Genomic DNA, 24,853 nt, shown 5'->3' with positions numbered 1-24,853 from the left:
GTCCGTCGTGGAGTGGACCATGCGCTCCCCGGATCGGGCCAGACTCGGCTCGTCTCCCTCGGGTGCGGGAACCTTCCTGCAGTCCGATCACCTCGCGACCGCGGTCGCCGCTCGTCTACGCGGCGAACCGCATCGGGCGATCATCGGCTCCCTCACGCGTTTCGACGAGCCGCTCGACGCCGAGGCCATGGCGCAGGCGCTCACCGACTTCGTGCGGCGCCACGAGGAACTACGTGCGCACTACGTGGTCGACGAATCGGGGATCACCCGCGTGGTCGCACCACCGGATTCGGTGGAGATGGTCACCACCGTGCCGGACCCCGACCTCGTCCTCGACGAGGCGTCGGTCGGCGAGTATGCGGCGCAACGCATCACCTCGCTGACCGACTTCGATTCGGTACCCGCCATGGCATTCGGGGCGGCGGCGGGTGAGCGGGGTTTCACGTTCTATCTGGGCGCCGACCATGTCCACGGAGACGGATACTCGGTGTGGCTCGCGCTCGCCGAGATCGTCGCGCTCTACCGGGCACGGGTGCACGGCGAGCCCGCGGATCTGCTGTCGGTCGGCAAGTACGCGGATTTCATCCGGGCCGAGGCGATGTCGGCCGCGGCGGTCGCCGCCGACGCCGACAGCGTCCACACCTGGCGGGCGGCACTGCGGGCCAAGGGCGGGGTTCCGACCTCGCCGCTCGATCTCGGGCTCGACGGTGACACCGCCGTACCGGCGGTCCGTGCCCGTCGCGATCTGATCGACGCCGATGACGCCGCCCGGATCGACGAGCGGCTCGCCGGGACCGGCTGCACCTTCACCGGGTGTCTGTACGCGGCAATGGCATCGGCGCAGTTCGCGGTGACCGGTGATCGCCTGTTCTGTACGACGACCGCCCTGGCGACGCGTCCCCCCGGGCACGAACGCACCCAGGGCTGGTTGTGCAACTTTGCGCCGATCTGTTTCGAGGTGGACCCCGACGCCGACTTCGTGTCGCTGATCGGGGCGGCCACCGACGCCGTCCGCGACGCCCGCTCCGCCGCAGCCGCGCCGGTGGGTGCGGTACTCGGGGTGTTGGCGCAGACCGGTGAGTTGCCGCCGATCACGGGTTCGCCGCAGATGGTGACCTACCTCGATCATCGTCGGCTGCCGGGGGTCGAGGACCCGACGGTGCGGACGACGGTCGGTTTCCCCGGTGTCGGAAAGACCAAGAACGCCAACCTCTGGGTGAGCCGGATGACCGACTGCGTGACGGTCGAGACCCAGATCCCCGACAACGCGACCGCCCGGCGGAACATCGGTAACTACCTCGACGCGATCGCCGATATCCTGCACGACTTCGCCGCGGGTGCCGAGCGGCCCGCACCGCACACCGGCGCGACCGGGGCAGCGGTATGAAACTGGCGAGCCTGGAACACTATTCGGTGCAACCCGGCCGCTTCGTGCAGTGGGTGCCGGAGTGCGCAGCGGCGAACTCGTCGGCTGTGACGGTCATGGCGGTCTCGGAGAACGAGCGTTTCCATCTCGACTCGGTGCAGGAGGGTCACCTGGGCTGGATGACCCTCGTCATCGATATTCCCCGATCGGTGCCCCGGGAACTGCTGCGCCGCATGGCATCGGAGCTGATGTCGCGTCATGACGCATTGCGCAGCCATTTCGTCGCCGGCGATGACTATGTGCGCCATCATCATCAGGATGTCCCGGCGATGGTCGACGACGAGATCGATGCGCGCGACTGGGACGCGCAGGCACTCACCGACGAAGTACTGCGACGAACGGCATCGGCGTGTAATCCACTCCGATCCGGTGGGCACTTCTTGTCCGCCGTCTGCCGGCCGGACTCGACGACGGTGACCTGTGCCTTCGACCACGCCTACGTCGACGCCCGGTCGTTGACGGTGATCGCCGCCGACATCACCGATGTTCTCGCCGAACGCCCGTTACGGCCCGCGGCATCGGGTCTCGACGAGGTGCGCGCCCACATCCGTCTTCCGGACGTGCCCGCCGACGACCCGCGGCTGGCCGGCTGGGAACGCTTTCTCGAACAATCCGACTGGCAGATACCGGATTTCCCCTTGGATCTCGGCGTCGGCCCGGGGGAGCGCAAGCCGATGCGCACCGCGATGCGCACACTGGTGGCCGCCGACGACGCCCCCGAACTCAGTTCCGGTATCCGACGCCACGGCGGCCGTACGCTCTCGGCATTGCTGACCGCCATCGGAGTGGCCGTCCATCGGTCCGGAGGCCCGGAGGAGATGTCGACGATCATCCCGGCCGGACCCCAGACGGACCGACGCTTCGTGGGTTGGGTGGTCGACAACATCCCGATGCGCGTCGCATGTAGTGGTGATCCGTTGGAGCTCAGCCGGATCAACGCACGACGGGTGGCCGAGGCGACACCGCTGGCCGAGATCGGATTGACCCCGGTCTATCAGACCTTCGGAGATCGGTTGCGCCGCAGCCGAGACGACGTGTTCATGCTATCCTATGTGGACTACACCCGTTGGTACACACCGGCCGACGGCGTCGAGGTCCGTCAACTCTCCGGCGATCACGACACCGACAACGCGCAGTGGTGGCTGTGGCGCGACGAGAGCGGCATCCATGTGCGGGTTCGCTATCCCGATACCGATCAGGCCGAGAAGATCATCGACGCCGTTCTGTCCGAGACGGTTTCGGTGATCGGTGAGATCGTCGATCGCGTCACGATGCCTGCTGCGCAGGCACACGGTATGGCATGAGATCTCATACCGGCGTCACTGCTCAGCGGATGTCGATCGCCTGACCCGTCGACTCCGCGAGGTCGGCTCGTCCGCCCCGATGGTCGGCGGCGTACCACGCCGAGTTCCCACGAATGCCCAGATGCCGTACACGTCGCTGAGAGGTGCGGACGATGGCACGGGGTGCGAGGGCCACCGCGGACTTCGGTGCGACCTTGCGTACACGCTGTTGCAACTCCCAGTCGTCGGAAACCTGCTCGAGAGGCAGCCGCGGATACCCGCCTGCGGTCAGGTAGACCTCGGTGTCGAACGCGCAGTTCGGGCCGACAACCCCGAAAGTCCGCTGCGCATACGGGGGTTCGTGTCGGGTTCGCCACTTCTGTTGCAGGTGTCCGACTCGCCACAGCAGGCCGAGCAGGTCGTAGGGAACCGGCGAGTACGGTTCGTCGTGGCGTGCCCGTAATCGGCCGCCGACGAGTCGCCGGCCGGCCAGCAACGGCTGGAGCAGCTCGTGTAGCCACGTCGGATCGGGGACCGAATCCGAATCCGTCCGGGCGACGAACACCGCGCCGGTGTCGATGGCGTGCCGTACGCCGGTGTCGACGGCCGATCCGATGCCCTTCTGTGTCTCGGTGATCAGCTCGAACGGCCGGCGGGTGCCCTCGGCGATGAACTTCTCGACCACCTCCGCGGTGGTGTCGGTGCTGTTGTTGTCGATGACGATGACCCGAAAACCTTTCAGCAGTTGACGTTCGAGCACCGTGTCGAAACGTTGGGCGTCGAGGGCGCGCAGCGTCGAGGTGATCAGACGCTGCTCGTTGTAGGCCGGCACGATCACCGCCACGCGGGGCTCAGCGGACATCGGCGGCGAGGTCGGTGGAACTGCGGTCACCCGAATACCATTCGAGCAGGCCCTTGATCCCGAAGGCCTGTTGGCGGCGTTGCGAGGTGTAGACCAGGGCATTCTTCTGCAAGGCGATTCCCTTGGGGCCCACCAGCGACCGCACGCGACTCTGTAACACGGTGTCGTCGTCGACGTCCTCCATGCGCGTCCGCGGGAACCCGCCGGATTCCAGGTACATCTCGACGTCGATGGCCATGTTGTTGCCCACCACCGCATAACTGCGGCGGCCGGCGGCCGGTCCGCGGGCGGTCCGCAGGTACTCCACGGCGTGGCCGACCCGCCAGAGTTTGCCGACCGCGTTGAACAGGAACGGTGAGACGTCTTCGTCGTCACGGGCTTTCACCCGGCCGCCGACGAGCCGTTTCCCGGCGAACAGCGGGGTCAGCAGGGTGGCGAGCCAGTCCGGCGCCGGATGCGAGTCGGCGTCGGTGCGCGCGATGTAGCGAGCTCCGGAAGCGATGGCGTGACGCGCGCCGGTGTCGGCCGCACAGCCCGAACCCTTTTCGGTTTCGGAGATCAATTCGGTGGGGAACCGGGTTCCGGCCTCGATGAACTCGCGGACGAGGTCCGGGGTGCGATCGGTGCTGTTGTTGTCGACCACCACCACGCGGAATCCGTGCAGGACCTCACGATGCAGTGGGGCGTCGAACTCCTGATCCTGCAAGGCCTGCAGGGTGTCGACGATCAGGCGTTCCTCGTTGTATGCGGGGATGATCACCGCGACTGCGGGCGTCGATGGGCAGAGGTGGTCGGCTGTGGAATCGGATTCGTCGGCCATGGACGAAAGTCTATGTGCCCTTTCGCGTCGTGGCCACCGAGCGTCAGGGACCAGGCACCCGGGAGAGGGTGCCGTAGTCCACCGGGAGATCCTTGACCCCGTTGAGCCAGCCCGATCGGACCCGCCGCATCGGCCCGACCCGGGAGATGTCGGGCAGCACGTCGGCGATGGCGTTGAAGATGAGGTTCAGCTCGAGGCGGGCGAGGTTGGCCCCGATGCAGAAATGTGCCCCATTCCCGCCGAACGCGAGATGGGGATTGGGGTCACGAAGAATGTCGAAGGTGAATGGGTCGGAAAAGACGTCCTCGTCGTAATTGGCCGAGCTGTAGAACAGTCCGACCCGCTGCCCAGCGGTGATCGCGACGCCACCGAGTTCGGTGTCGGCGAGGGCGGTTCGCTGGAAGGCGTTGACCGGCGTCGACCAGCGCAGGATCTCATCGACCGTCGAACCGGGTCGTTCACGGCGAAACAGCTCCCACTGGGCGGGATGATCGAGAAACGCATTCATTCCGTGCGTGGTCGCATTTCGGGTGGTTTCATTCCCGGCGGTGATCAGCAGGATGACGAAGAAACCGAACTCCATCTCGTCGAGGGCCTCACCGTCGATGTCGGCCTGCACCAGGGTGGTGACGATGTCCTCACGCGGATTACGTCGCCGATCCTCGGCCATCTGGTATGCGTAACCCAGCAATTCGGCGTTCGCCGTGGTGGGATCGATCAGCTGATCCGGATCGTCGGAATTGATGATGGCGTCGACGAGTTCGTGAATTCTCGGACGATCGGCGGTGGGTACACCGATGAGGTCGAGGATCGCCTGCAGCGGGAGGTGGACGGCGACGTCGTCGACGAAGTTCCCGCTGCCGCGCGCCGCGGCCTCGGTCACCACCCGGCGTGCCGACTCCTGCAACGTGTCGGTCAGCGCACCAACGGATTTCGGCGTGAAGATGCGCGAGACGATCTTGCGTAGACGCGTGTGCGACGGCGGATCGTGGTTGATGAGAAGCGCTTTGGTGAACTCGATCTGATCGGCCGTCACGTACTCGGGGAGGCGGATGATCGCGCCGTTGGCATTGGTCGACCACAGCGCGTGATTGCGTGAGACCTCGCGGACGTGAGCATGCTTCGAGACCACCCAGAATCCGCCATCGTGGAATCCGCCGCCCTTGCCCTCCTCCTGGGCGTTCCACCACACCGGTGCCGACCGGCGCAGATGAGCGAACTCGACAAGGGGGATACCGCGTTCGAGGAGGTCGGGATCGGTGAAGTCGATGCCCGCGTCGAACGGACGGGCCGATGTGGTCTGCATCACCACACCATACACCAGAAGAATATCCGTATGGTCAAACGTCTCGGCCTCGTTCGCCGATTAGGGTGGATTCTCATGACGCGCGAGTGCCCGGTGAGGCCGATCGACCATGGGGCACGCTGATGCGGACGCACGGATGGGCCGGTGCGGTACCCGCCACCGATGAGGAGGCGGTCGCGCGCATTCTCGCGACCACCCGAGAGGTCATCGACGAACAGGGAGAGGCCACGCGTCTGACCGACGTGGCGCGACGACTCGGCGTGACCCGCCAGACGGTGTATCGCTACTTCCCGAGCACCGAGGCGTTGCTCTCGGCGACCGCCATCGACGCCGTCGGAGCGTTCCTCGACCGCATCGCCGGCCGCTTGGCGGGACTCACCGAGCCGGATGTGGCTGTGGTCGAGGGTGTTTCAGCGGTGCTGGAGGCGCTCGCCGACGACCGCTACATGGGCATCCTGCTGCTGCCCGGACATCAGAGCCTCCCGGTGATCGGACGGATCACCTCGGAGAACGCGCGCGTATTCGCGCGCAGCATGATCGAGCGGATGGATGTCGACTGGACCGCACGCGGTTACGGCGACCAGGACATCGAGATCCTCGTCGAGATCGTCTTGCGCACCCTGCAATCACTGATCATCGACCCCGGCCACGCGCACTCGGCTCCGGATCGCCGAGAGTTCCTCGACTGCTGGTTGGGATCGGCGATCCGTGCACTTCCGAGCGGAATTCGTTGAGCCGGCCCGGCCGAGGTCCGAGGAGGCGTCAGCCGGTGGCGGGTTCGCAGATCACCACCGGGATCTCGCGCTCGGTCCAGGCGTCGTAGGTGTCGAAGTCGGCATACACGTCGACCAGTTTGGGCCACAGGCGCGCGCGTTCGGCCTCATCGGCGGTGCGGGCCCGCAACTCGTGGCGATCGCGCCCGACCTCGATGGTCACCGCCGGGTTGGCGCGCAGGTTGAGATACCACGCCGGGTGATGCGCCAGTCCGCCCTGTGAGGCCACCACGACGAAGTTCTCGCCGTCGCGCAGATAGAGCAACGGTGCGGTGCGAGGCTTACCAGACTTGCGGCCGGTCGTGGTCAACAGGCACACCGGAACCGGCTTGTGCAGTGCCGCCCCGATTCGCCACGTGTTGCCCAGGCGGCCACCGGTGGCGCGGTAGACCACCGTGTTGAGCCGCGAGCCCACCTTGATCAGCCGCGCGACAACAGGCGAATCGAGTTGGGGTGGACGGTTGTTCGCATCCACCGGCTCAGATGCGTTCCAGTATCGTGCCAGTGGCCATCGCCCCGCCCGCACACATCGTGATCAGGGCGGTCTGTTTGTCGGTGCGTTCCAGTTCGTGCAGGGCGGTGGTGATCAACCGGGAACCGGTGCTACCCACCGGATGTCCGAGTGCGATCGCGCCGCCGTTGACGTTCACCTTGTCCATGTCGGCGCCGTGGACCTGGGCCCAACTGAGTACCACCGAGGCGAACGCCTCGTTGATCTCGACGAGGTCGATGTCCGACAACGACATTCCGGCCTTGCTCAGTACTCGTTCGGTGGCCTGGACCGGACCGTCGAGATGGTAGTGCGGCTCGGCACCGACGAGCGCCTGCGCGCGCAGCCGAGCCCGGGGGGTGAGGCCCAGTTCCCGTGCACGACCCTCGTCCATCAGCAGGATCGCCGCGGCGCCATCGGAGATCTGCGACGAGGTCCCGGCGGTGTGGATGCCGCCCTCGATCACCGGCTTGAGTCCGGCCAGCGACTCCGCGGTCGTCTCGCGCAGCCCCTGATCGCGGACGACGTCGAGGATGTTGCCGGTGAGTTCACCGTCCTTGGTGCGTTCCGGTGCTTTGAGCGCGAGTACCTCGCGGTCGAAGCGTCCTTCGTCCCAGGCGATTCGCGCACGCTGTTGGCTCCGCAGTCCGAGCGCCTCGATGTCGGCGCGGGTGATGCCGCGTCGGCGCGCGATGCGCTCGGCGGCCTCGAACTGGTTGGGCAGGTCGATGTGCCACGAATCGGCATGGTAGGGACCGGCATTCGTCCCGACGTTGGCGCCCAGTGGCACCTGCGTCATGGTCTCGACGCCGCAGGCGATGCCGACCTCGATGGTGTCGGTCGCGATCAGTCCGGCGATCAAATGATTGGCCTGCTGCGCAGACCCGCACTGACAGTCGATCGTGGTCGCGCCGGTGTGTTCGGGCAGACCCGCCGACAGCCAGGCCTTGCGGGTGATGTTGCCGGCCTGGGCGCCGGCCTGGGTGACACAGCCGCCGATCGCCTGCTCGACCAAGGCCGGGTCGATGCCCGCCCGTTCGATGAGGCCGCGCTGGGTCATCCCGAGGAGCTCTTCGGCATGCAGACCCGACAACCACCCGGCCCGCTTTCCGATCGGCGTCCGCACTGCTTCCACGATCACGGGAACACCCATGGTGGTTCCTCTCCTCCGAGGTTCTCTGCCGTCTGACGACCGGCACTGTCCTGCTCAAATTAGAACATGTTCTCGTTTGCGTCCAGCCTCGGGATCGATATGGCGATGGCGATGGGCAGAGGAAAGGGTGAAAGCTCCAGTTTCCTGGACAGAAGTCCAGAAAAGTCGAAGTGGGACGGTCGCCCAACACTGCGTTGGTGGGACAGACTGGGGCGACCGTCCAGAAAAAAGTAGAACAGGTTCTCGTGCTGCCGTGGTTTCTTGTGTACCGTGGATCACACAAGTGAGACCGAAGTCCGTTCTCATCTCACTACAGGTAACGACAGGTGGTGTGACAGTGGTCAAGACCGTCAACGTTTCCGCGGGGGAGTCGCCGAGCGGGGCGACGTCGTCAACGGAAGACCCGGGCAGCAGCCCGTTCATGACGCAGGAGGGCTGGGATTTCACCAGTCCCGATCTGCTCGAGCAGGGGCTCCCGGTCCAGGAGTTCGCAGCCCTGCGTTCGACGGCCCCGGTGTGGTGGAATGCGCAGCGCGAGGGCAAGGGCGGCGGATTTCATGACGGCGGCTATTGGGTGATCTCCAAGCACGCCCATGTCCGCGAGATCTCCAAGAACAACGCCGACTGGTCGACGGCGTCCAACGGGGTCATCATGCGTTTCGACGACGAGATGACCCAGGAGCAGCTCGACGTCACCAAGGCGCTGCTGATCAACCACGATCCGCCGGACCACACGCGGTTGCGCAAGCTGGTGTCGAAGGCCTTCACGCCGCGTGCGGTGCAGGCGCTCGAGGACAAGCTCGACGACGCGGCCCGGACGATCGTGACCCACGCGGCCGAACAAGGCACCGGAGACTTCGTCCACGATGTGGCCGTCGACCTGCCGTTGCTGGCCATCGCCGATCTGCTCGGTGTGCCCGAGGAAGACCGGGTCAAGCTCTTCACCTGGTCGAACAACATGATGAACTACGACGACCCGGAGTTCGGCGAGGACCCGGAGATGGCGTCGGCGGAGATCCTCGGCTACGGCTACAACATGGCCGAGGCACGTCGCAAGAATCCCGTTGACGACATCGTCAGCGTGTTGGTCAACGCCGATATCGAGGGCCAGTCGCTCGACGAGGCCGAGTTCGGCTTCTTCTTCATCCTGCTGACCGTCGCCGGCAACGAGACGACGCGCAACGCGATCAGCCATGGCATGAACGCCTTCCTCGAACACCCCGATCAGTGGGAGCTGTTCAAGCGGGAGCGGCCGGCCACAGCGGTCGACGAGATCGTCCGCTGGGCCACGCCGGTCAACTGTTTCCAGCGCACCGCCAAGCGCGACACGCAGGTCGGCGGCGTTGACATCGCCGAGGGCGAGCGCGTCGGGTTGTTCTACGGTTCGGCGAACTACGACGACGAGGTCTTCGAGAAACCCTACGAGTTCAACATCCTGCGGGATCCCAACCCGCACGTCGGTTTCGGCGGCAACGGTGCGCACTTCTGCGTCGGGGCGAACCTGGCGCGGATGGAGATCAACCTGATGTTCAACGCGCTGGCCGACCTGGTGCCCGACATCAGCCGGCTCGAGGCACCGCGTCGGCTGCGGCACGGCTGGATCAACGGGGTCAAGGAACTCCGGGTCGACTACGGGACGAAATGACCCACTCCGGAACCGCGCCGGCGTATCTGAACATCGATCGGGAGAACCATCCGGCGGTACTCGCCGGACGGCGCTCGCGTGAGTTCGTCGAGGCCCGGGACAAGCAGGCCTGGGTGGACAATTTCGCCGCCGACGCGAAGGTCGAGGACCCGGTGGGGCCGTCGATGTTCGATGCCGAAGGCATCGGATTCACCGGGCACCAACGGATCTCGGAGTTCTGGGATCTGTCGATAGCGACCACCGAGAGCATCGAGTTCGTCTTCGACGACGAGATCATCTGCGGCAACGAGGTCGCCTACATCGGTAAGATCGTCACCCACATCGCCGGTCACGTCTCCGAAGCCCACGGTGTGTTCACCTATCGCGCCGACGAGAACGGGAAACTCGCTGCGCTGCGGGCATTCTGGGAGGTCGAGAAGACGATCAACTCGGTGCGCCCGGCTTAGCAGACCCTCTCACCCGCTCGGAGCGCTCGACCCATGAAAAGTAGGGGAAGAATCTTCTTCCCCTACTTTCTCGTTCTTCCCCGCGAAATTTCCTGCGGAGGAACGGATTTCTTGCGGAAGAATCGCCAGGATCCCGGTGGAAAGGCGATTATCCACAGCTGTGGATGAGCTTGACCACGCCTGCTCGTTCTCGGGCATGCTCATCCCCATGAATTCCGACGACCGTCTGATCCTGCGACGTGATGCGATCAAGCGAGGTGCGACCGACGCCGAGATCGCACGTGGTCTACGCGACGGGACTCTTGCGCGTGTGGGGTGGGGTGGGTACGTCCCGGTGAAAGGCGACTGCGAGCTCGATGAGTTTGCGGTTCGCGAAGAGCGGTATCGCGATTCGGTCCTCGCGGCGGTTCGGATCGGCGGGGAACGGCGTTACCCGAGCCATCAGTCGGCGGCGGCGCTGCTGGGCATTCCGTTGCTGGACAGCGATACCTCGAAGGTTCATTTCACCTCGAAAGCCTCAGGCCGTACCACGCAGAGTCTGATCGTTCACCAAGCCCACATCACTCCGACCGATCTCGTCGAGGCCAACGGAGTTCTCGTGACGTCGATCGCACGTACCGTCTGTGACGTCGCGCGGGAAGGCACTTTCCGGCAAGCGTTGTGCGCTCTCGACTCCGGGCTCTACCAGGGCCGTAAGCGTGGTATTTCCGTCGACCTTGAAGGTGTCGCAGCGGGTATGCGGCGACAGCACGGAATTGCGTTACTGCGCAGCGCCCTGCCTTTGGCGGACGATCGATCCGAGAGCATCGGCGAGTCGCTGAGCCGCAGTGTCATGATGGAGTCGAAGTCGGTGCCGCGGCCCGAGCTCCAGGCGGAGGTCGTCGTCGCCGACGGCTCGGTGAAACGCTGCGATTTCGGGTGGCGTGACTCGCAGGGAAGTTTGCTGGTCGTCGGGGAGTTCGACGGCAGGTTCAAGTATCACCGTGCCTCGGCGGCCAGCGGGCATCGGCTTGCCGAGGACGTCATCTACGCGGAGAAGCTGCGCGAGGACGCGATCCGTGAGTGCGGGATCGTCGTGGTGCGGTGGACGTGGCAGGATCTGCGCGACCCCGACGCCTTCGTCCGCAAGATCCTCGGGGCTCTCCGCCGCGCAGGAATCGTTGGCTGACCTGTTCTTCCCCAAGAAACCCATTCCTCCCCTGACAATTTCCAGGGGAACAACGAAATCCTTGGGGAAGGATCCGAGACATACGTCAGTGCTGTGGCTTGTCGGACCCCACGAGCCACATCGAGAAGTATTGCGAACCACCGCCATACGCGTGGCCGAGGGCCTTGCGGGCGTCGGGCACCTGGTGTGCTCCGGCCTTGCCCATCACCTGGATCGCAGCCTCGGCGAAGCGGATCATGCCCGACGCGCCGATCGGATTCGACGACAACACGCCGCCGGAGGCGTTGAGTGGGATGCGTCCACCGATCTCGGTTTCGCCGGCCTCGGTCAGCTTCCAGCCCTGGTTTTCCGGCGCGAAACCCAGGTTTTCCAACCACATCGGCTCGAACCAGGAGAAGGGCACGTAGATCTCGGCGGCGTCGATCTCCTCGACGGGGTTGTCGATGCCGCCGGCCTTCCACAGTGCCGCGGCGGCATCCCGACCGGCCTGTGGGCTGACGACGTTGCGGTGCGCGAAGGCCAACGGCTCGGTACGCATCGCGGTCGCGTGAATCCATGCGACCGGAGTTCCCTGTGCCACAGCGTCATCGGCGATCTGCTCGTCGCCGATGACCACGGCGCACGCCCCGTCCGACGACGGGCACGTCTCGTCGTAGCGGATCGGGTCCCAGAGCATCTGCGACGCCATGACCGACTCGGTGGTGATGTCGGGCTGATGCAGGTGTGCCAGCGGATTGAGGGCGCCGTTGCGACGGTCCTTGGCCGCGACCATCGCACCGATGTGCTCGGGGGCGCCGGACTGCCGGATGTAGGCGCGCACGTGGGGCGCGAAGAATCCGCCCGCGCCTGCGCCCACCGGCTTGGTGAACGGCACCGGAATCGACAACGCCCACATGGCGTTCGACTCCGACTGCTTCTCCCACGCGACGGCCAGCACCCGACGGTGCACCCCGGCGAATACCAGTGACGCCGCGACGTTGGCGGTGGAACCACCGACCGAACCCGCGGTGTGTACCCGGATCAGTCGTTTGCCGACGGCGCCGAGCGCCTCCGCCATCGCCAGCTCGGGCATCATGGTGCCCTCGAAGAGATCCGGGGCCTTGCCGATGACGATGGCGTCGATGTCATCGATCGAGACCTTCGCGTCGGCCAGCGCCGCGTCGATCGCCTCCCGGCACATCCCGGCCATCGTCACGTCGTGCCGTTTGGCGACATAGTGTGTCTGGCCGGTGCCCAGAACCGCCGCCCGGTTGTTGTGTGCCATCAGTTCTCGTCTCCCGCGGTGTCGGCGCCCAAGGTGACCACCATGTTCTGTTGAAGCAGTGGACCGCTCGTCGCGTGCGCGAGCGCGGTCTGCGCGTTGCCGCCGAGGATCTCGTTCGCGGCGTAACCGATCCGTTGCAATCCCGCCGAGAACAGCGAGTTCCCGGCGAGGACACCGCCGGACGGATTGATGCGCACCGACTCCGGCAGGCGTAACGCGTTGCGCACGATCAGTTCTTGATGCGTGTAGGGTGCCGCGATCTCGGCGACGTCGACGGCGCGACTCCGGTCGCCGAACGCGGTATCGCCGGCCAGGGTCGTCGACGGCGACACCGTCAGGTCCCGCGCGCCGAAATTCGGGGTGTCGATGCGATGATCCCACCCGGTGATGAACGCGGGATTGGCCACCAGCTCACGCGCCCGACGCTCGGAGGCGATGATGACCGCCGCCGCGGCATCGGTGTAGGGCGCGATGTCGTGGGCGCGCAAGGGATTCGCGACGTAGTCGGCACCCAGGAGGTCGTCCACCGAGGCGCCGGTGGTACGGGCGGCCACCGCCGCCATGTCGGCCTCGGTCCACGTTCCGGCATCGAGTCCCGCGCGGGCCTGCAGTGCGGCGAGCGACCGGGCCTGTGGCCACAGCGGTGCCACCGTGTACGGGTCGGTCTGCAGCGCCAGGGTCAGATCCATGTCGCCGGCAGTCGATTTGCCGAAGCCGTAGGCCAGGGCCAGATCGACCTCGCCGGTGGCGATCTTCACCCAGGCCTCGTAGAGCGCCCACGCCGCGTCCATTTCGACGTGCGACTCGTTGATGGGCGGCATCGCACCGATCGAGTCGATGGCCGAGATGAACGAGAAAGCGCGTCCGGCAAGGTAATCCGACGATCCACTACACCAGAAGCCGATATCGGTCCGGCTGACGCCGAGATCGGCGTAGAGCTTGGAGAAACAGGGGATCAGCATTTCCACCCCATTGGTGGTGCCGTGGGTCCCGACGACATTCGGGCTGTGGGCGAACCCGACGATCGCGATCCGGGGGAGGGTCATGACGACATGTCCTTTGTGATGGGCGAGAAAGTGTTCGGGCTCAGAGGAATTCGCGGTAGGAGGCGTAGTCGGCGTCCGGCTCACCGGTCGGCCGGAAGTGGCTGATGCTGCCCAACGAGAGTTCACGCTCGTCCTCGGGGACCCACGCCGCCTGCACGCGCATCCCCATCCGGACCTCGTCTGCCGGGCAGTCGAGGATCAGATGCAGGAACGGGATGTCGGTGCCGTCGAGCAGCACGTAGGCGGCGACGTACGGCGGCTTGATGCGTTGTCCCTGAAAGGGGACGTTGACGATGCAGAAGGTGGTGACGATCCCGGTGTCGGCCAACTCGACCCGCTCCACCGCGGGTGCACCGTCGGACGGGCTGACCTTGCGCGGCGGGAAGTACACCCGACCGGCGTCGACGCCCGACCCGATCCGGGAGCCGTAGAGTTTGCCGGCCTTGAGCCCCTCCAGGTACCAGGACTCCTCCTCGGTGGCCGAGTGGGTGATCGTGGTGGTGATCGGGGTCGTGATGACGACGCGCTCGCCGGCGTCGACCTCGGCGGTATTCGGTTCGGCCGGCGTTGCGGTCTCACCCGGGGCGAAATGGCTGATGTCGTCGATTCGGCCGGTCCGTGCGGCGCGCCAGACGGCGTGCACGCGCAGCCCCGTCGTCACGTCGTCGGCCGAATCCACCAATAGGGCGTGCAAGAGAGCGGTGTCGGCGCCGTCGAGGCGGATCAACGCCCAGGCGAACGGCACGTCGAGCGGTTGGGGAGCGGCGGGTTGGTCGACCCACGTCCACGAGACGACGGTGCCGGTGGCGGCGACGTCGATGAGATCGGTGGTCGGGGTACCCGATCCGGGATCGAACTCGACCGGCGGCACCGAGACCGTGCCATCCGCGGCGCGTGAGCCGACGATCCGGCCGTCGCGCAGACCGAGCGCGAACTGCGACAGCACCGGACCCAGCGACCGGGTGTACCCGAAGGTGTTGGTCAGCGGTGCGGTGAGGACGGGGGTCTCGGGTTCGGGAACGACCGCCACCGGGTCTGGGACTCCGGGTCGGTCACTGGTTGCGATGCTGCTCACACAATCGAGTAGAACACGTTCTAGTATTGGGCACAAGACGCACGTCGGCACGCCGAGGATCGACAACCCCGAGAGGACGGCATCGACCGTGAAACTGGCTTTGCAACTGGGATATTGGGGAGCCGGTCCCATCGCCGGCGCGGCCGAGCTCATCGCGGCCGCCGAGACGAACGGCTTCGACGCCGTGTTCACCGCCGAATCGTGGGGTTCGGACACCTACACGCCGCTGGCATGGTGGGGATCGGCCACGTCCCGTGTCCGCCTGGGCACGGCGGTCTCCCAGCTGTCGGCGCGACCGCCGACCTCCCTGGCGATGGCCGCGCTCACCCTCGACCACCTCTCCGGCGGCCGCCACATCATCGGACTCGGGGTGTCGGGCCCGCAGGTGGTGGAGGGCTGGTATGGCGCGCCATTCGCCAAACCCCTTGCCCGGACCCGCGAATACGTCGAGATCGTCCGCGCGGTGCTGGCGCGCGAGACACCGGTGCGCAGCGACGGGCCGCACTACCCGCTGCCGTACCCGACAGACGCGCCCGGATCGACCGGCCTGGGCAAGTCACTCAAGCCGATCACCCATCCGCTGCGGGCCGACATCCCCATCTGGCTCGGCGCCGAGGGTCCGCGCAACGTGGCGCAGACCGCGGAGATCGCCGATGGCTGGCTCGCCATCTTCTACAGTCTCGCCCTGGCCGATCAGTACGAGCAGTGGTTGGCCGAGGGCTTCGCCCGCCCCGGGGCGCGACGAACGCGTGAGGAGTTCGAGGTGGCGGCGACCGTGCAGGTCGTCGTCACCGACGACGTCGCCTCCGCCGTCGACCGGTATCGTCCGTCGACGGCGCTGTACGTCGGCGGAATGGGCGCCGAGCAGAAGAACTTTCACGCCGAGCTCTACACACGGATGGGCTACGGCGACGCCGTCGAGGAGATCGGACGATTGTTTCGTGCGGGCCGCAGGGAGGAGGCGATCGCGGCGGTGCCCGACGAGATGGTCCGCGAAACCCTGATCGTCGGCACCGCCGACGAGGTACGCGCGCAGATCTCCTTGTGGGAGGCCGCCGGAGTCGACATGCTGATGGTCACCGCGCGTGACGTCGAGACCATCGAGACCCTGGCCGGGCTGGTGTGAACCACGCTCAACCCGCGGTCGCCGACACCCGGCGCTCGCTCAGCGACAAGTGAAAATCCTTGGGCACCATGGTGAGACGCTCGTCGACGGTCAGCTGGTAGTCGGGGTCGGCGCGCAGGTCGTATCGGTGTAGCAGGCTCGCGAGCACCAACACCGCCTCGTGCAGGGCGAACTGGCGTCCGATGCACGAGCGCACCCCGGTGCCGAACGGCTGGTAGGTGTGCGCGGGCCGCTTCTTGATGTTCGCCGAGAGAAACCGATCCGGGTCGTAGACGTCGGGGTCGGTCCACACCTGCGGATCGCGGTGCACCAGGCCCAGCAGCACGATCGCCCAGTCCTGGGTCCGCATCCGGTGGTGACCGCCGATCACGGTGTCCTCCCGCGGGCTGCGGGCGAAGGCGGGAACGGTCGGCCAGATCCGCAGCGCCTCATCGAGGCAGCGTCGGATGTAGCGGAACTTCGGCACCTGCTCGAACTCCGGCATCGCCGACGGATCCGTACCGAGGATCTCGTCGGCCTCGGCCTGGGCGCGCGCGAGGCACTCCGGGTTCTGGGAGAGGTAGTACAGGGTGAATGACAATGCCCCGGAGGTGGTTTCATGCCCCGCGACCAGAAAGGTGAGGATCTGGTAGCGGATGTTGAGCATCGAGAGCTTCTCGCCCGTCTCGGGATGGGCGACGTTGAGCATGATGCCGAGTAGATCGTCACGGTTCGGATCGCCTGCGCGGGCCGCGATCACCCCGTCGAGGAGTGAGTCGACGTACTCCTGGTGCTCGGCGTTGCGGCGGTCGAGATAGCGCATCAGGAATCGGCCACCCGGAGCGGTACCCAAGCCGCCCTTGCGTCGGCCGGTCTCGAGTGCGCGGATCATCGCACCGATGAACGGATGCGGCTGCGCAGAGGAGAACGAGCCGAAATCCTGACTGAAAGCGGTGCGCGTCAATGTCTCGAGGGTCAACTTGGTCATGTCCCGGGTGACATCGGTGTCGCCACCGCGACGGTCCCAATAGTCGAAGAGTTCACTCGCGGTGGAGATCATCGTCGGGTGGTAGGAGCGGATCGCCGACTTGGTGAATGCAGGGATCAACAACTCATGCGCCAGTTGCCAATTGGGTTCGTCGTTGCGCGCGGTGAACAAACCGTCGCCGGCGTACTGGCGCAGCGCGGTGATCGCCGGTGGCAACGCCTTGCAGAAACGGGTCTCATCGCAGAGTTCGGCGGAGAGCTCGGCCGACGCGACGAACACGAACTTCTGCCGGAAGATCTGCATCTCGAAGATCGGGCCGAGGCCCGGGCCCCACTCGAGGATGCTCAACACCGGATTACGCGGATCGGAGACCCCGAGGTCACCGATGACCGGGCGCCGGGTGCCGGCATGCGGGAATCGTTGGCCGGACCAGTCGTTTTTCAGCGGGCGTCGCAACACATCCTCGACGATGCTCGTCGTGGGCGGTGGTGTCAACGTCGCCCGACGTCACTCGCCGGTGAAGACCGGCTTTTCCTTGGCGGCGAATGCTTTCGGGCCGACCTTGGCGTCCTTGCTCTGGAACACCGAGATGCCGATCGGCGCCTCGATGGCGAAGGCGTCGAGTTCGTGCATCCCCTCGGTCTCGCGGATGGTCCGCAGGATCGCCTGCACGGCGAGGGGACCGTTGGCGCAGATCGCATCGGCGAGCTCGAGAGCCTTGTCGAGGGCGGCGCCGTCGTCGACGACGTGGCCGATCAAACCGTATTCCTTGGCCTCGTCGGCGGTGATGTGACGGCCCGTCAAGAGCATGTCACAGGCGACGGTGTAGGGGATCTGTCGCACCAGCCGTACTGCGCTGCCGCCGAGCGGGAAGAGTCCCCAACGTGCTTCGGATACACCGAATCTGGCACTTCGGCCGGCCACCCGGATGTCGGTGCCCTGCAGGATCTCGGTACCGCCGGCGATCGCCGGGCCCTCCACGGCGGCGATGAGCGGTTTGGTCAGTCGGCGGCCTTTGAGAAGCGCAGGCAGCGACGCCGGGTCCCAGGCGCCCTGTTTGACCGTGTCGCCGGGAGCGTTGCGCGACATGGCCTTGAGGTCCATGCCGGCGCAGAACGCGCCCCCCGCGCCGGTGAGGATCGCCGCCCGGATCTCGGGATCGGAGTCGACCCGGTCCCAGGCCTCGGTCATGATCGCCATCATCTCCGAGGACAGCGCGTTGCGGGCGGCGGGGCGGTTCATGGTGACGATCAGAACGTGTCCGCGTTGCTCGACCAGACAGTGTGGCGCCTCGTCGGTGGCGGATTCGGCATGCGACATCGTGGTCATCTCGACCCCCAGATCGGTGGAAGTGGCATGTGGGAGGAACGTGCTCTTGCCGGAAACGATAACACGTTCTAGTTTTGTGTCATGGCTTTCACCATCGGGGACCTCATCGAGCATGCGGTCGACCTCATGCCGGACCGCACCGCCGTCGAATCGGGCGACCGTTCGCGCACCTATGCCGAACTCGAGGCCCGCAGCAACGCCCTCGCGCACCACCTTCGTTCGCTGGGCGTTAAACCAGGTGACAGAGTGGGTCTGTACAGCCGAAACACGATCGAATCCATCGAGGCGATGGTCGCGATCTTCAAGGCGCGGGCGGTGATGGTCAACGTCAACTACCGCTACGTCGAGGCCGAACTCGACCACATCTTCTCCGACTCCGGGATGACCGTGCTCATCCACGAACGCCAGTATTCGACGCGGGTGTGCAACGTGTTGTCGAATCGCGACGCGGCCGGCGATGTGCGGCCGGTCGTCGCCCACCGCGTCGTCATCCCCGATGGCAGTGACGTCGAGATCGGGACGCTCGTCGCCCCGGTCCTCTACGACGACGCGATCGCAGGCGAATCGATCGAGCGTGACTTCGAGGAGCGCTCCGACGACGACCTGTACATTCTCTACACCGGCGGCACGACCGGCAAACCCAAGGGTGTCGTGTGGCGGCAGGCCGACGTCTGGCGGGTTCTCGGCGGCGGCATCGACTGGTACACCGGCGAGCCGGTCACCGACGAGTGGGAGCACGCGCGCACCGGCGCCGCGGGCGGACAACTCGTCCGATTCCCGATCCCGCCGTTCATCCACGGAGGCTCGCAGTGGGCGGTGTTCCAGGCGCTCTTCGGCGGCGGAAAAGCGGTGGTGTATCCCGATTTCGACGCGCACGCCGTCTGGGAGGCGGTCGGCCGGCACGGGGTGAACGTCATGTTCATTACCGGAGATGCCATGGGGCGACCGATGATCGAGGCGCTCGGTCAGCGCGACTACGACACCTCCACACTCGTTTCCGTGGCGTCGTCCGCGTGCCTGTTCTCGCCGAGCATCAAAGAGCAGTTCCTCGAACGCTTCCCGAACGCCGTCATCATCGACGCGATCGGATCGTCGGAGACCGGATTCGGCGGGATGGCCGCCGTCGTCAAGGGTGAGTCACACGTCGGGGCGCCACGGGTCAACGCCGACAAGCAAACCCACGTGCTGCGCGAGGACGGGACCCAGGTGGAGCCCGGCACCGGTGAGGTCGGGGTGCTCGCGCGCACCGGTCACATCCCGCTGCGCTATCACAACGATCCGGAGAAATCGGCCAAGACGTTCAAGGAATTCAACGGGATTCGCTACTCGATTCCGGGGGACTTCGCGCGGGTCGAGGCCGACGGCACCATCACCATGCTGGGCCGCGGATCGGTGTCGATCAACACCGGCGGCGAGAAGGTCTATCCCGAAGAGGTCGAGGCGGCACTCAAGGCACACCCCGACGTCTTCGACACCGTTGTCGTCGGGGTCGCCGACGACCGGTTCGGGCAGCGAGTCGCCGCGGTGATCGCCGCGCGTGACTCGGCGCGGCCGACGCTCGGAGAGCTCGCCGATGTGGTGCGCAAAGAACTGGCGGGCTACAAGACGCCGCGCAGCGTGTGGTTCGTCGATGAGATCAAGCGATCACCGGCGGGCAAGCCCGACTACCGGTGGGCGGCGTCGGTCACCGAGAGCCGCCCGGCCGATGAGACAGCAGACACAGAGATCAAAGGGGCCACTCGATGAAGACAGAACTGGCAACACGATTCGGGATCGACTACCCGATCTTCGGATTCACGCCGAGCCAACACGTGGCCGCGGCGATCAGCCGGGCCGGTGGCCTCGGCGTCCTGGGGTGTGTGCGGTTCAACGATCCGGAGGAACTCGACGAGGTCCTCGAGTGGATGCACGACAACACCGACGGCAAGCCGTTCGGCGTCGACATCGTGATGCCTGCGAAGATCCCGACCGAGGGCAGCCACACCGACCTCGACGCGATGATCCCGCCCGAGCATCGCACGTTCGTCGAACGCACGCTCGACGACCTCGGTGTGCCGCCGCTGCCCGACGGCGACCGGGTCAATGCCGGAGTACTCGGCTGGCTGCATTCGGTGGCGCGTTCGCATGTCGACGTCGCGATGACCCACGCCGACAAGTACGGCCAGATCAAGCTCATCGCCAATGCCCTCGGGTCACCCCCCGCCGACGTCATCGCCACCGCCCACGACCACGGTGTGTCGGTAGCCGCCCTGGCGGGCGCGAAAGATCATGCGCTGCATCACGTCGACGCCGGAGTCGACATCGTCATCGCCCAGGGATACGAGGGTGGCGGTCACACCGGTGAGGTGACGTCGATGATCCTGTGGCCCGAACTCGTCGACGCCGTCGGCGACCGGGCACCGGTGCTTGCGGCCGGCGGCGTCGGCAGCGGTCGACAGATCGCTGCCGCGATTGCGCTAGGCGCACAGGGTGTCTGGATGGGGACCTATTGGCTCACCGCCGCTGAGTACAAACTCGGGGTGCCCGAGGGGCAGGAGGGGCCGTCGACCGTGCAGCAGGCGCTGCTCGACGCGAGCTCGCGGGACACCGTGCGCCGCCGCATCTATTCCGGCAAGCCCGCTCGACTGCTCAAGACGAAGTGGACCGACGCGTGGGATGCCCAGGGCGCACCGGAGCCGCTGCCGATGCCGCTGCAGAACATCCTCGTCTCCGAGGCGCACGCCCGAATCTCCGCGTCCAGCGACCCCGGGGTCGTGGCGATGCCCGCCGGTCAGATCGTCGGACGCCTCAACGCGATCACCCCGGTCGCCGAGCTGATCGCCGACATGGTCGCCGAATACGAGGAATCCGTCGCCCGGATGCAGAAAACATTGGAGGGGTAGCGCTTCGGTACGAAACCAGCCTTGGCGCAGGTGGTCTCGAGGCTCGCCGCACGCGGCTCGCATCTCGACCATCGATCTGTGATGCTCCACCCTACCTGCCCGACGGCCGTCCCACTCCGATGGTCGAGGTGCCGAGGAGCGCTAGCGACGAGCCTCGAGACCCCTTGTGCCGAAGTCATTCCGGGTCACGGTGGCACGCGCACCTCGACCATCGGGTGGGAATTATCGCTATGGAGTTGTCAAACAACAGATGCGGTCCCGGCCGGGCCGGGTGCAAGGAATCAGGTAGTGGGGCAGGGTAGGTCAGGCTGCGGTGTCGTCGAGTCGCATGGTGCGTCGGTGATACGACGGAACCGGCCGGCGTTTCGGATCCACGCTGGCGGGTGGGATCAACCAGGGGTGCCGGTCGAAGCCCATGATGATGTCCCACCCGTGGTGATGCACATCATCGTGGCAGCTGGTGCACAGCAGGCATCCGTTGTCGAGGTCGGTGGGACCACCATCGGCCCAGTGGTGCAAATGGTGTCCTTGGCAGCGCCCAGCGTGCGCGCCGCATTTGATGCATCCGCGGTCACGCACGAGTAGGGCTTTGCGCTGGCCGGGGGTGAAGAAGCGTTTTTCTTCGCCGACGCTGAGGGGCACCCCGTTGGGGTCGAGGATGATTTTGGTGATGGTTGTGTCGCATTATCTCAACGGATCTCGAGGCTCGCCGCACGCGGCTCGCACCTCGACCATCGATCAGGAGGGTTTGCTCGGCCATCGGGGAACGCGGTACGCGGTGTCAGCGCTCAGGCGCGGCTCGTGCAAAGGCGGAGTCTACGAGTTCGGTGCGCGTTCAGGGCTGGGGTGGATGGATGTGGCTGGGAGGCTTGTTATCTCACCGGGTCTCGAGGCTCGCCGCACGCGGCTCGCACCTCGACCAGCGGGGGAAGATGCGATCGAAGGACGTTCGGCCTTCCCGTCCCGTGGCCCGTCTCATCCGATGCTCGTCCCACCCAGGTGGTCGAGGTGCCGAGGAGCGATAGCGACGAGCCTCGAGACCTTTTGTGCCGACTGTGTTCTCGACCGTCTCGGATGTCAGGGCCGCTGATAACGGCCGTCGATGCGGACCCAGGTCGGCGGCTCGGTGGATTCCCGCAGCCGGCGCTTGAGGGTTTTGAAGGTGGCCGTCTCCGGTAGGGCATCGACGACGCGAATCCGGTGCGGCCACTGCTTCGGCCCGAGATCGGTTTGTGCAGAGAGGAAATCGGTCATCTCGGCCGGGTCGAGATCGCCGTCGGTCACCAGTACCGCCTCGATGTGGTCGCCGATCTCGACGGGCACACCGAAGACGGCGGCCTGGCGGATGCTTCGATGGCGCAGCAGAATTCGCTCGATGGGTCCGGTTCCCAGGTTCTCGCCGTCGACGCGCATCCAGTCGCCGAGACGTCCGGCGAAGTGCAGGTAACCGGCGTCGTCGACCCAGGCCAGGTCGCCGGTGTGGTAGATGCCGCCGCGCATCCGCTCGGCGGTCGCGTCCGGGTCGTTGTAGTAGCCGCTGAACAGGCCTGGTCCCGAGGTGTTCACGATCTCCCCGATCTCTCCGGTGCGCGTCGGCGTACCGGTATCCGGGTTGACCACCGCGACCGGAGGGCGCAAGGGGCCCAGTGCATCCGGGGGAGTATCGGGGGTGCGGGTGATCGCAACGCCGCCCTCCGTGGAACCGAAACCGTCGACCACCCGGCAGCCGAAACGCGCGGCGAAGCGCTCACGATCGGCTGCCGATGCCTCGTTGCCGTACATGATGCGCAGACTCGACGACGCATCGTCGGGCGACTCCGGGGTGGCGAGGATGTAGTTGAGCGGCTTACCGACATAGTTGGCGTAGGTGACCCCGTGATGTCTCACGTCGGCAACGAATCCGCTCGCCGAGAACCTGCGGCGCAACACCATCGACGCACCGCCGGCCAGTGCCACCGACCATCCGGCGATCATCGCATTGGAATGGAACATCGGCATCGAGAGTCCGACGACGTCGTCTTGGCCGATCCCGAACCGTTCGGCGAGCATCACCCCGGCCGCGGCGAAGGTGCGTTGGGTGCACCGCACGGCCTTCGGGTCGCCGGTGGTACCCGAGGTGAAGATCAGCATCAGCAACTCGTCCGGGGATGCTTCTCGGGGAATCACCGGCGCCACCACGGAATCGGGCTCGATGTAGCGGCTCACCCGGTGTACCGGGACATCGAGCGGCACGTCGGCCAACAATGGTGCGGTGTGGTCGTCGACGAGCACGAACCGACAGTCGGCGCGGGCGATATCGGCGGCCAGCGCGGCACCGCGCCGCGTGGTGTTGAGACCGACGATCACCAGGCCGTCGAGCGCGGCCGCGGCCACCAGGATGCTGAACTCCACGACGTTGTCCAGCAGCACCCCGACATGGGGAGTCGCGTTGTCGCCCAACTGATCGCGCAGACGCCGCGCACAATTCGCGGACCGCCGCAGGTGCTCCGCATACGATAAGAAGCCGCCCTCGTGCTCGATGCCACGGTCGTCGACATCGGTCAGCGCGAGCAACAGGGAGGTGATCGTCGCGGTCGACGCCCCGAGGGCGACTGCGGCCGACGGCTCGGTCATCGGCCTGGTTCGGTCATCACGCCGGTGCCGCTGCCAACGCGTCCCCGATGGCGGCGAGCGTGACCGGTGCGGATCCGAGGGTGTACTCGTTCTGCTTGGCGCGCAGGAAGTACCGGTGGACCGGATGTGTGGTGTCCAGGCCGACTCCACCATGGACATGGACCGCGGTGTGTGCCACGCGATGTCCGGCGTCACATGCCCAGAACTTGGCGGTCTGTACCGCGACGTGCAGTCCACCGTCGTCGTTGTCCTCATCGGCGTCGGCGATCCGGGTGAACTGCCACGCCGCGGCGAGCGTGGTCAGCGACAGTCCCTGGGTGTCGATGTAGCCGTCGGCGAGTCGCTGGGCGACCGCCTGGAACGTTCCGATCGGCTTACCGAACTGCTCCCGCTCGACGGCATAGGCGGCGGTGAGTTCCAGTGCACGGGAGAGAGCTCCGGATTGATCGGCACACACCGCCAGGGTTGCGCGGTCAACGATGTCGGCGACGGTGTCCGCGCCACCATCCAACACGTGGTCGTCGTCGACGACCACGCCGTCGAAATCCACGACGAAGGTCGGCGTCTTCCCGGTGGCCGGAGTGGGGGTGAGTCCGATCCCCGCGGCGTCGGCGTCGACGACCACCGCGCGAACCCCGTCCGGTGACATCGCGTTGACCACGATCGCCGTGGCGGCACCGGCATAGGCGACGTTGACCTTGGATCCGGTCAGGGCCCAACCGTGTTCGGTGCGGCTCAGCAGGGTCTGCGGATGATCGGAGCCGGTTCCGAGGTCCTCCTCGAGGGCGACGGTGAGCACGGCCGTGCCGGTCGCGGCGTCGCCGACGAGGCGCCCCCGGAGGGCCACCGAACCGTGTGTGGCGATCGCGGGAAGTGCGGCGATGGCGTGCACTCCGTACGGCACCCGAGCGAGCCCGCGGCCCAATTGCTCGGCGACGGTGATCGATTCGAGGATCGACTGGCCGGCACCGGCGTCGCCCGCGACCTCCGGCCCCACCTCGAGGCCGAGGAGTCCGGCCGCACCGAGTTCGCGCCACAGCACATCGTCGAGTGCGGCGTCGTCGGCCTCGAGCCGCGCCACGCGGTCGTCGGTGCTCACCTTCTCGGTGATGTCACGGGCGAGTCCGCGCAGGTCCTCGGTCACTTCGGGGAGTGTGAAATCCATTGTGTTGCTCTCGC

The 24,853-nt window shown here is 66.4% G+C and carries 21 protein-coding genes and 1 pseudogene; 9 read left to right on the top strand and 13 right to left on the bottom strand.

What is annotated here, in order from left to right; all coding sequences use genetic code 11:
- The first annotated feature begins 19 nt into the window (after nucleotides 1–19).
- Both P3L18_RS21220 and P3L18_RS21215 read left to right on the top strand, forming a co-directional pair.
- Nucleotides 20–1,387, top strand: coding sequence for a condensation domain-containing protein (locus P3L18_RS21220; protein WP_276115155.1), 1,368 nt, complete (start codon nucleotides 20–22; stop codon nucleotides 1,385–1,387).
- Entirely contained in the window at nucleotides 1,384–2,730 is a 1,347-nt protein-coding gene (locus tag P3L18_RS21215) for a condensation domain-containing protein (protein WP_276115154.1), read from the top strand. Before P3L18_RS21220 ends, P3L18_RS21215 begins: the two co-directional genes overlap by 4 nt.
- Before the next feature lie 22 nt (nucleotides 2,731–2,752).
- On the opposite strand, the gene P3L18_RS21210 is transcribed toward P3L18_RS21215, so the two are convergent.
- Genes P3L18_RS21210 through P3L18_RS21200 form a run of 3 tightly spaced genes read right to left on the bottom strand, consistent with a single transcriptional unit; the run spans nucleotide 2,753 to nucleotide 5,697 of the window.
- On the bottom strand, nucleotides 2,753–3,601 hold the full coding sequence (locus P3L18_RS21210) for a glycosyltransferase family 2 protein (protein WP_276115153.1): 849 nt from the start codon (nucleotides 3,599–3,601) through the stop codon (nucleotides 2,753–2,755).
- Nucleotides 3,561–4,391, bottom strand: a complete 831-nt coding sequence (locus P3L18_RS21205) for a glycosyltransferase family 2 protein (RefSeq protein ID WP_276115152.1) — start codon at nucleotides 4,389–4,391, stop codon at nucleotides 3,561–3,563. The genes P3L18_RS21210 and P3L18_RS21205 overlap by 41 nt, the downstream gene beginning before the upstream one ends.
- A 43-nt stretch (nucleotides 4,392–4,434) precedes the next feature.
- Entirely contained in the window at nucleotides 4,435–5,697 is a 1,263-nt protein-coding gene (locus P3L18_RS21200) for a cytochrome P450 (protein ID WP_276115151.1), read from the bottom strand.
- Nucleotides 5,698–5,819: 122 nt separating this feature from the next.
- On the opposite strand from P3L18_RS21200, the gene P3L18_RS21195 reads away from it, so the two are divergent.
- Nucleotides 5,820–6,431, top strand: a complete 612-nt coding sequence (locus P3L18_RS21195) for a TetR/AcrR family transcriptional regulator (RefSeq protein WP_276115150.1) — start codon at nucleotides 5,820–5,822, stop codon at nucleotides 6,429–6,431.
- Nucleotides 6,432–6,459: 28 nt separating this feature from the next.
- Here the strand turns inward: P3L18_RS21195 and P3L18_RS21190 are convergent, their stop codons facing one another.
- Entirely contained in the window at nucleotides 6,460–6,945 is a 486-nt protein-coding gene (locus tag P3L18_RS21190; RefSeq protein ID WP_020170018.1) for a nitroreductase family deazaflavin-dependent oxidoreductase, read from the bottom strand.
- A gap of 4 nt (nucleotides 6,946–6,949) precedes the next feature.
- Nucleotides 6,950–8,113, bottom strand: a complete 1,164-nt coding sequence (locus tag P3L18_RS21185; RefSeq protein ID WP_006371977.1) for a steroid 3-ketoacyl-CoA thiolase — start codon at nucleotides 8,111–8,113, stop codon at nucleotides 6,950–6,952.
- 337 nt (nucleotides 8,114–8,450) lie between these two features.
- Between P3L18_RS21185 and P3L18_RS21180 the strand changes: the two genes are divergently transcribed.
- From P3L18_RS21180 to P3L18_RS21170, 3 genes are all read left to right on the top strand, one after another.
- Nucleotides 8,451–9,758, top strand: coding sequence for a cytochrome P450 (locus tag P3L18_RS21180; protein ID WP_079930809.1), 1,308 nt, complete (start codon nucleotides 8,451–8,453; stop codon nucleotides 9,756–9,758).
- Nucleotides 9,755–10,204, top strand: a complete 450-nt coding sequence (locus P3L18_RS21175; RefSeq protein ID WP_276115149.1) for a nuclear transport factor 2 family protein — start codon at nucleotides 9,755–9,757, stop codon at nucleotides 10,202–10,204. The genes P3L18_RS21180 and P3L18_RS21175 overlap by 4 nt, the downstream gene beginning before the upstream one ends.
- Before the next feature lie 208 nt (nucleotides 10,205–10,412).
- Entirely contained in the window at nucleotides 10,413–11,372 is a 960-nt protein-coding gene (locus tag P3L18_RS21170) for a hypothetical protein (protein ID WP_276115148.1), read from the top strand.
- A gap of 85 nt (nucleotides 11,373–11,457) precedes the next feature.
- On the opposite strand, the gene P3L18_RS21165 is transcribed toward P3L18_RS21170, so the two are convergent.
- Genes P3L18_RS21165 through P3L18_RS21155 form a run of 3 tightly spaced genes read right to left on the bottom strand, consistent with a single transcriptional unit; the run spans nucleotide 11,458 to nucleotide 14,712 of the window.
- Nucleotides 11,458–12,636, bottom strand: coding sequence for a thiolase domain-containing protein (locus P3L18_RS21165; RefSeq protein ID WP_006371981.1), 1,179 nt, complete (start codon nucleotides 12,634–12,636; stop codon nucleotides 11,458–11,460).
- Nucleotides 12,636–13,682, bottom strand: coding sequence for a thiolase domain-containing protein (locus tag P3L18_RS21160; protein WP_276115147.1), 1,047 nt, complete (start codon nucleotides 13,680–13,682; stop codon nucleotides 12,636–12,638). The genes P3L18_RS21165 and P3L18_RS21160 overlap by 1 nt, the downstream gene beginning before the upstream one ends.
- 40 nt (nucleotides 13,683–13,722) lie before the next feature.
- Nucleotides 13,723–14,712, bottom strand: coding sequence for an OB-fold nucleic acid binding domain-containing protein (locus P3L18_RS21155; RefSeq protein ID WP_276115179.1), 990 nt, complete (start codon nucleotides 14,710–14,712; stop codon nucleotides 13,723–13,725).
- 133 nt (nucleotides 14,713–14,845) lie between these two features.
- Here P3L18_RS21155 and P3L18_RS21150 point away from each other — a divergent pair, with 133 nt between their 5' ends.
- Nucleotides 14,846–15,883, top strand: a complete 1,038-nt coding sequence (locus tag P3L18_RS21150) for an LLM class F420-dependent oxidoreductase (RefSeq protein ID WP_276115146.1) — start codon at nucleotides 14,846–14,848, stop codon at nucleotides 15,881–15,883.
- 7 nt (nucleotides 15,884–15,890) lie between these two features.
- On the opposite strand, the gene P3L18_RS21145 is transcribed toward P3L18_RS21150, so the two are convergent.
- Nucleotides 15,891–17,345 carry a cytochrome P450 gene (locus tag P3L18_RS21145; protein WP_094601087.1) on the bottom strand — a complete coding sequence of 485 codons (1,455 nt, stop codon included), beginning with the start codon at nucleotides 17,343–17,345 and terminating at the stop codon, nucleotides 15,891–15,893.
- A gap of 12 nt (nucleotides 17,346–17,357) precedes the next feature.
- Nucleotides 17,358–18,179 carry a crotonase/enoyl-CoA hydratase family protein gene (locus P3L18_RS21140; protein ID WP_276115145.1) on the bottom strand — a complete coding sequence of 274 codons (822 nt, stop codon included), beginning with the start codon at nucleotides 18,177–18,179 and terminating at the stop codon, nucleotides 17,358–17,360.
- An 81-nt stretch (nucleotides 18,180–18,260) separates the two neighbouring features.
- Between P3L18_RS21140 and P3L18_RS21135 the strand changes: the two genes are divergently transcribed.
- Both P3L18_RS21135 and P3L18_RS21130 read left to right on the top strand, forming a co-directional pair.
- Entirely contained in the window at nucleotides 18,261–19,925 is a 1,665-nt protein-coding gene (locus P3L18_RS21135; RefSeq protein WP_276115144.1) for an acyl-CoA synthetase, read from the top strand.
- Entirely contained in the window at nucleotides 19,922–21,061 is a 1,140-nt protein-coding gene (locus P3L18_RS21130) for a nitronate monooxygenase family protein (RefSeq protein ID WP_276115143.1), read from the top strand. Before P3L18_RS21135 ends, P3L18_RS21130 begins: the two co-directional genes overlap by 4 nt.
- A 303-nt stretch (nucleotides 21,062–21,364) precedes the next feature.
- On the opposite strand, the pseudogene P3L18_RS21125 reads toward P3L18_RS21130, so the two are convergent.
- The 3 genes and pseudogenes from P3L18_RS21125 to P3L18_RS21115 form a co-directional block, all read right to left on the bottom strand.
- Nucleotides 21,365–21,745 (bottom strand): annotated as a pseudogene (locus P3L18_RS21125) (HNH endonuclease signature motif containing protein); the annotation flags it as partial.
- Nucleotides 21,746–22,138: 393 nt separating this feature from the next.
- Nucleotides 22,139–23,674, bottom strand: coding sequence for an AMP-binding protein (locus tag P3L18_RS21120; protein ID WP_276115142.1), 1,536 nt, complete (start codon nucleotides 23,672–23,674; stop codon nucleotides 22,139–22,141).
- Nucleotides 23,675–23,690: 16 nt separating this feature from the next.
- Nucleotides 23,691–24,839 carry an acyl-CoA dehydrogenase family protein gene (locus tag P3L18_RS21115; protein ID WP_276115141.1) on the bottom strand — a complete coding sequence of 383 codons (1,149 nt, stop codon included), beginning with the start codon at nucleotides 24,837–24,839 and terminating at the stop codon, nucleotides 23,691–23,693.
- Nucleotides 24,840–24,853 lie beyond the last annotated feature (14 nt).

This window comes from Gordonia sp. N1V (assembly GCF_029269935.1).
Lineage (GTDB): Bacteria > Actinomycetota > Actinomycetes > Mycobacteriales > Mycobacteriaceae > Gordonia > Gordonia polyisoprenivorans.
Note: the sequence above shows the minus strand (reverse complement) of the source record. Positions and strands in the feature narration are given on the sequence as shown.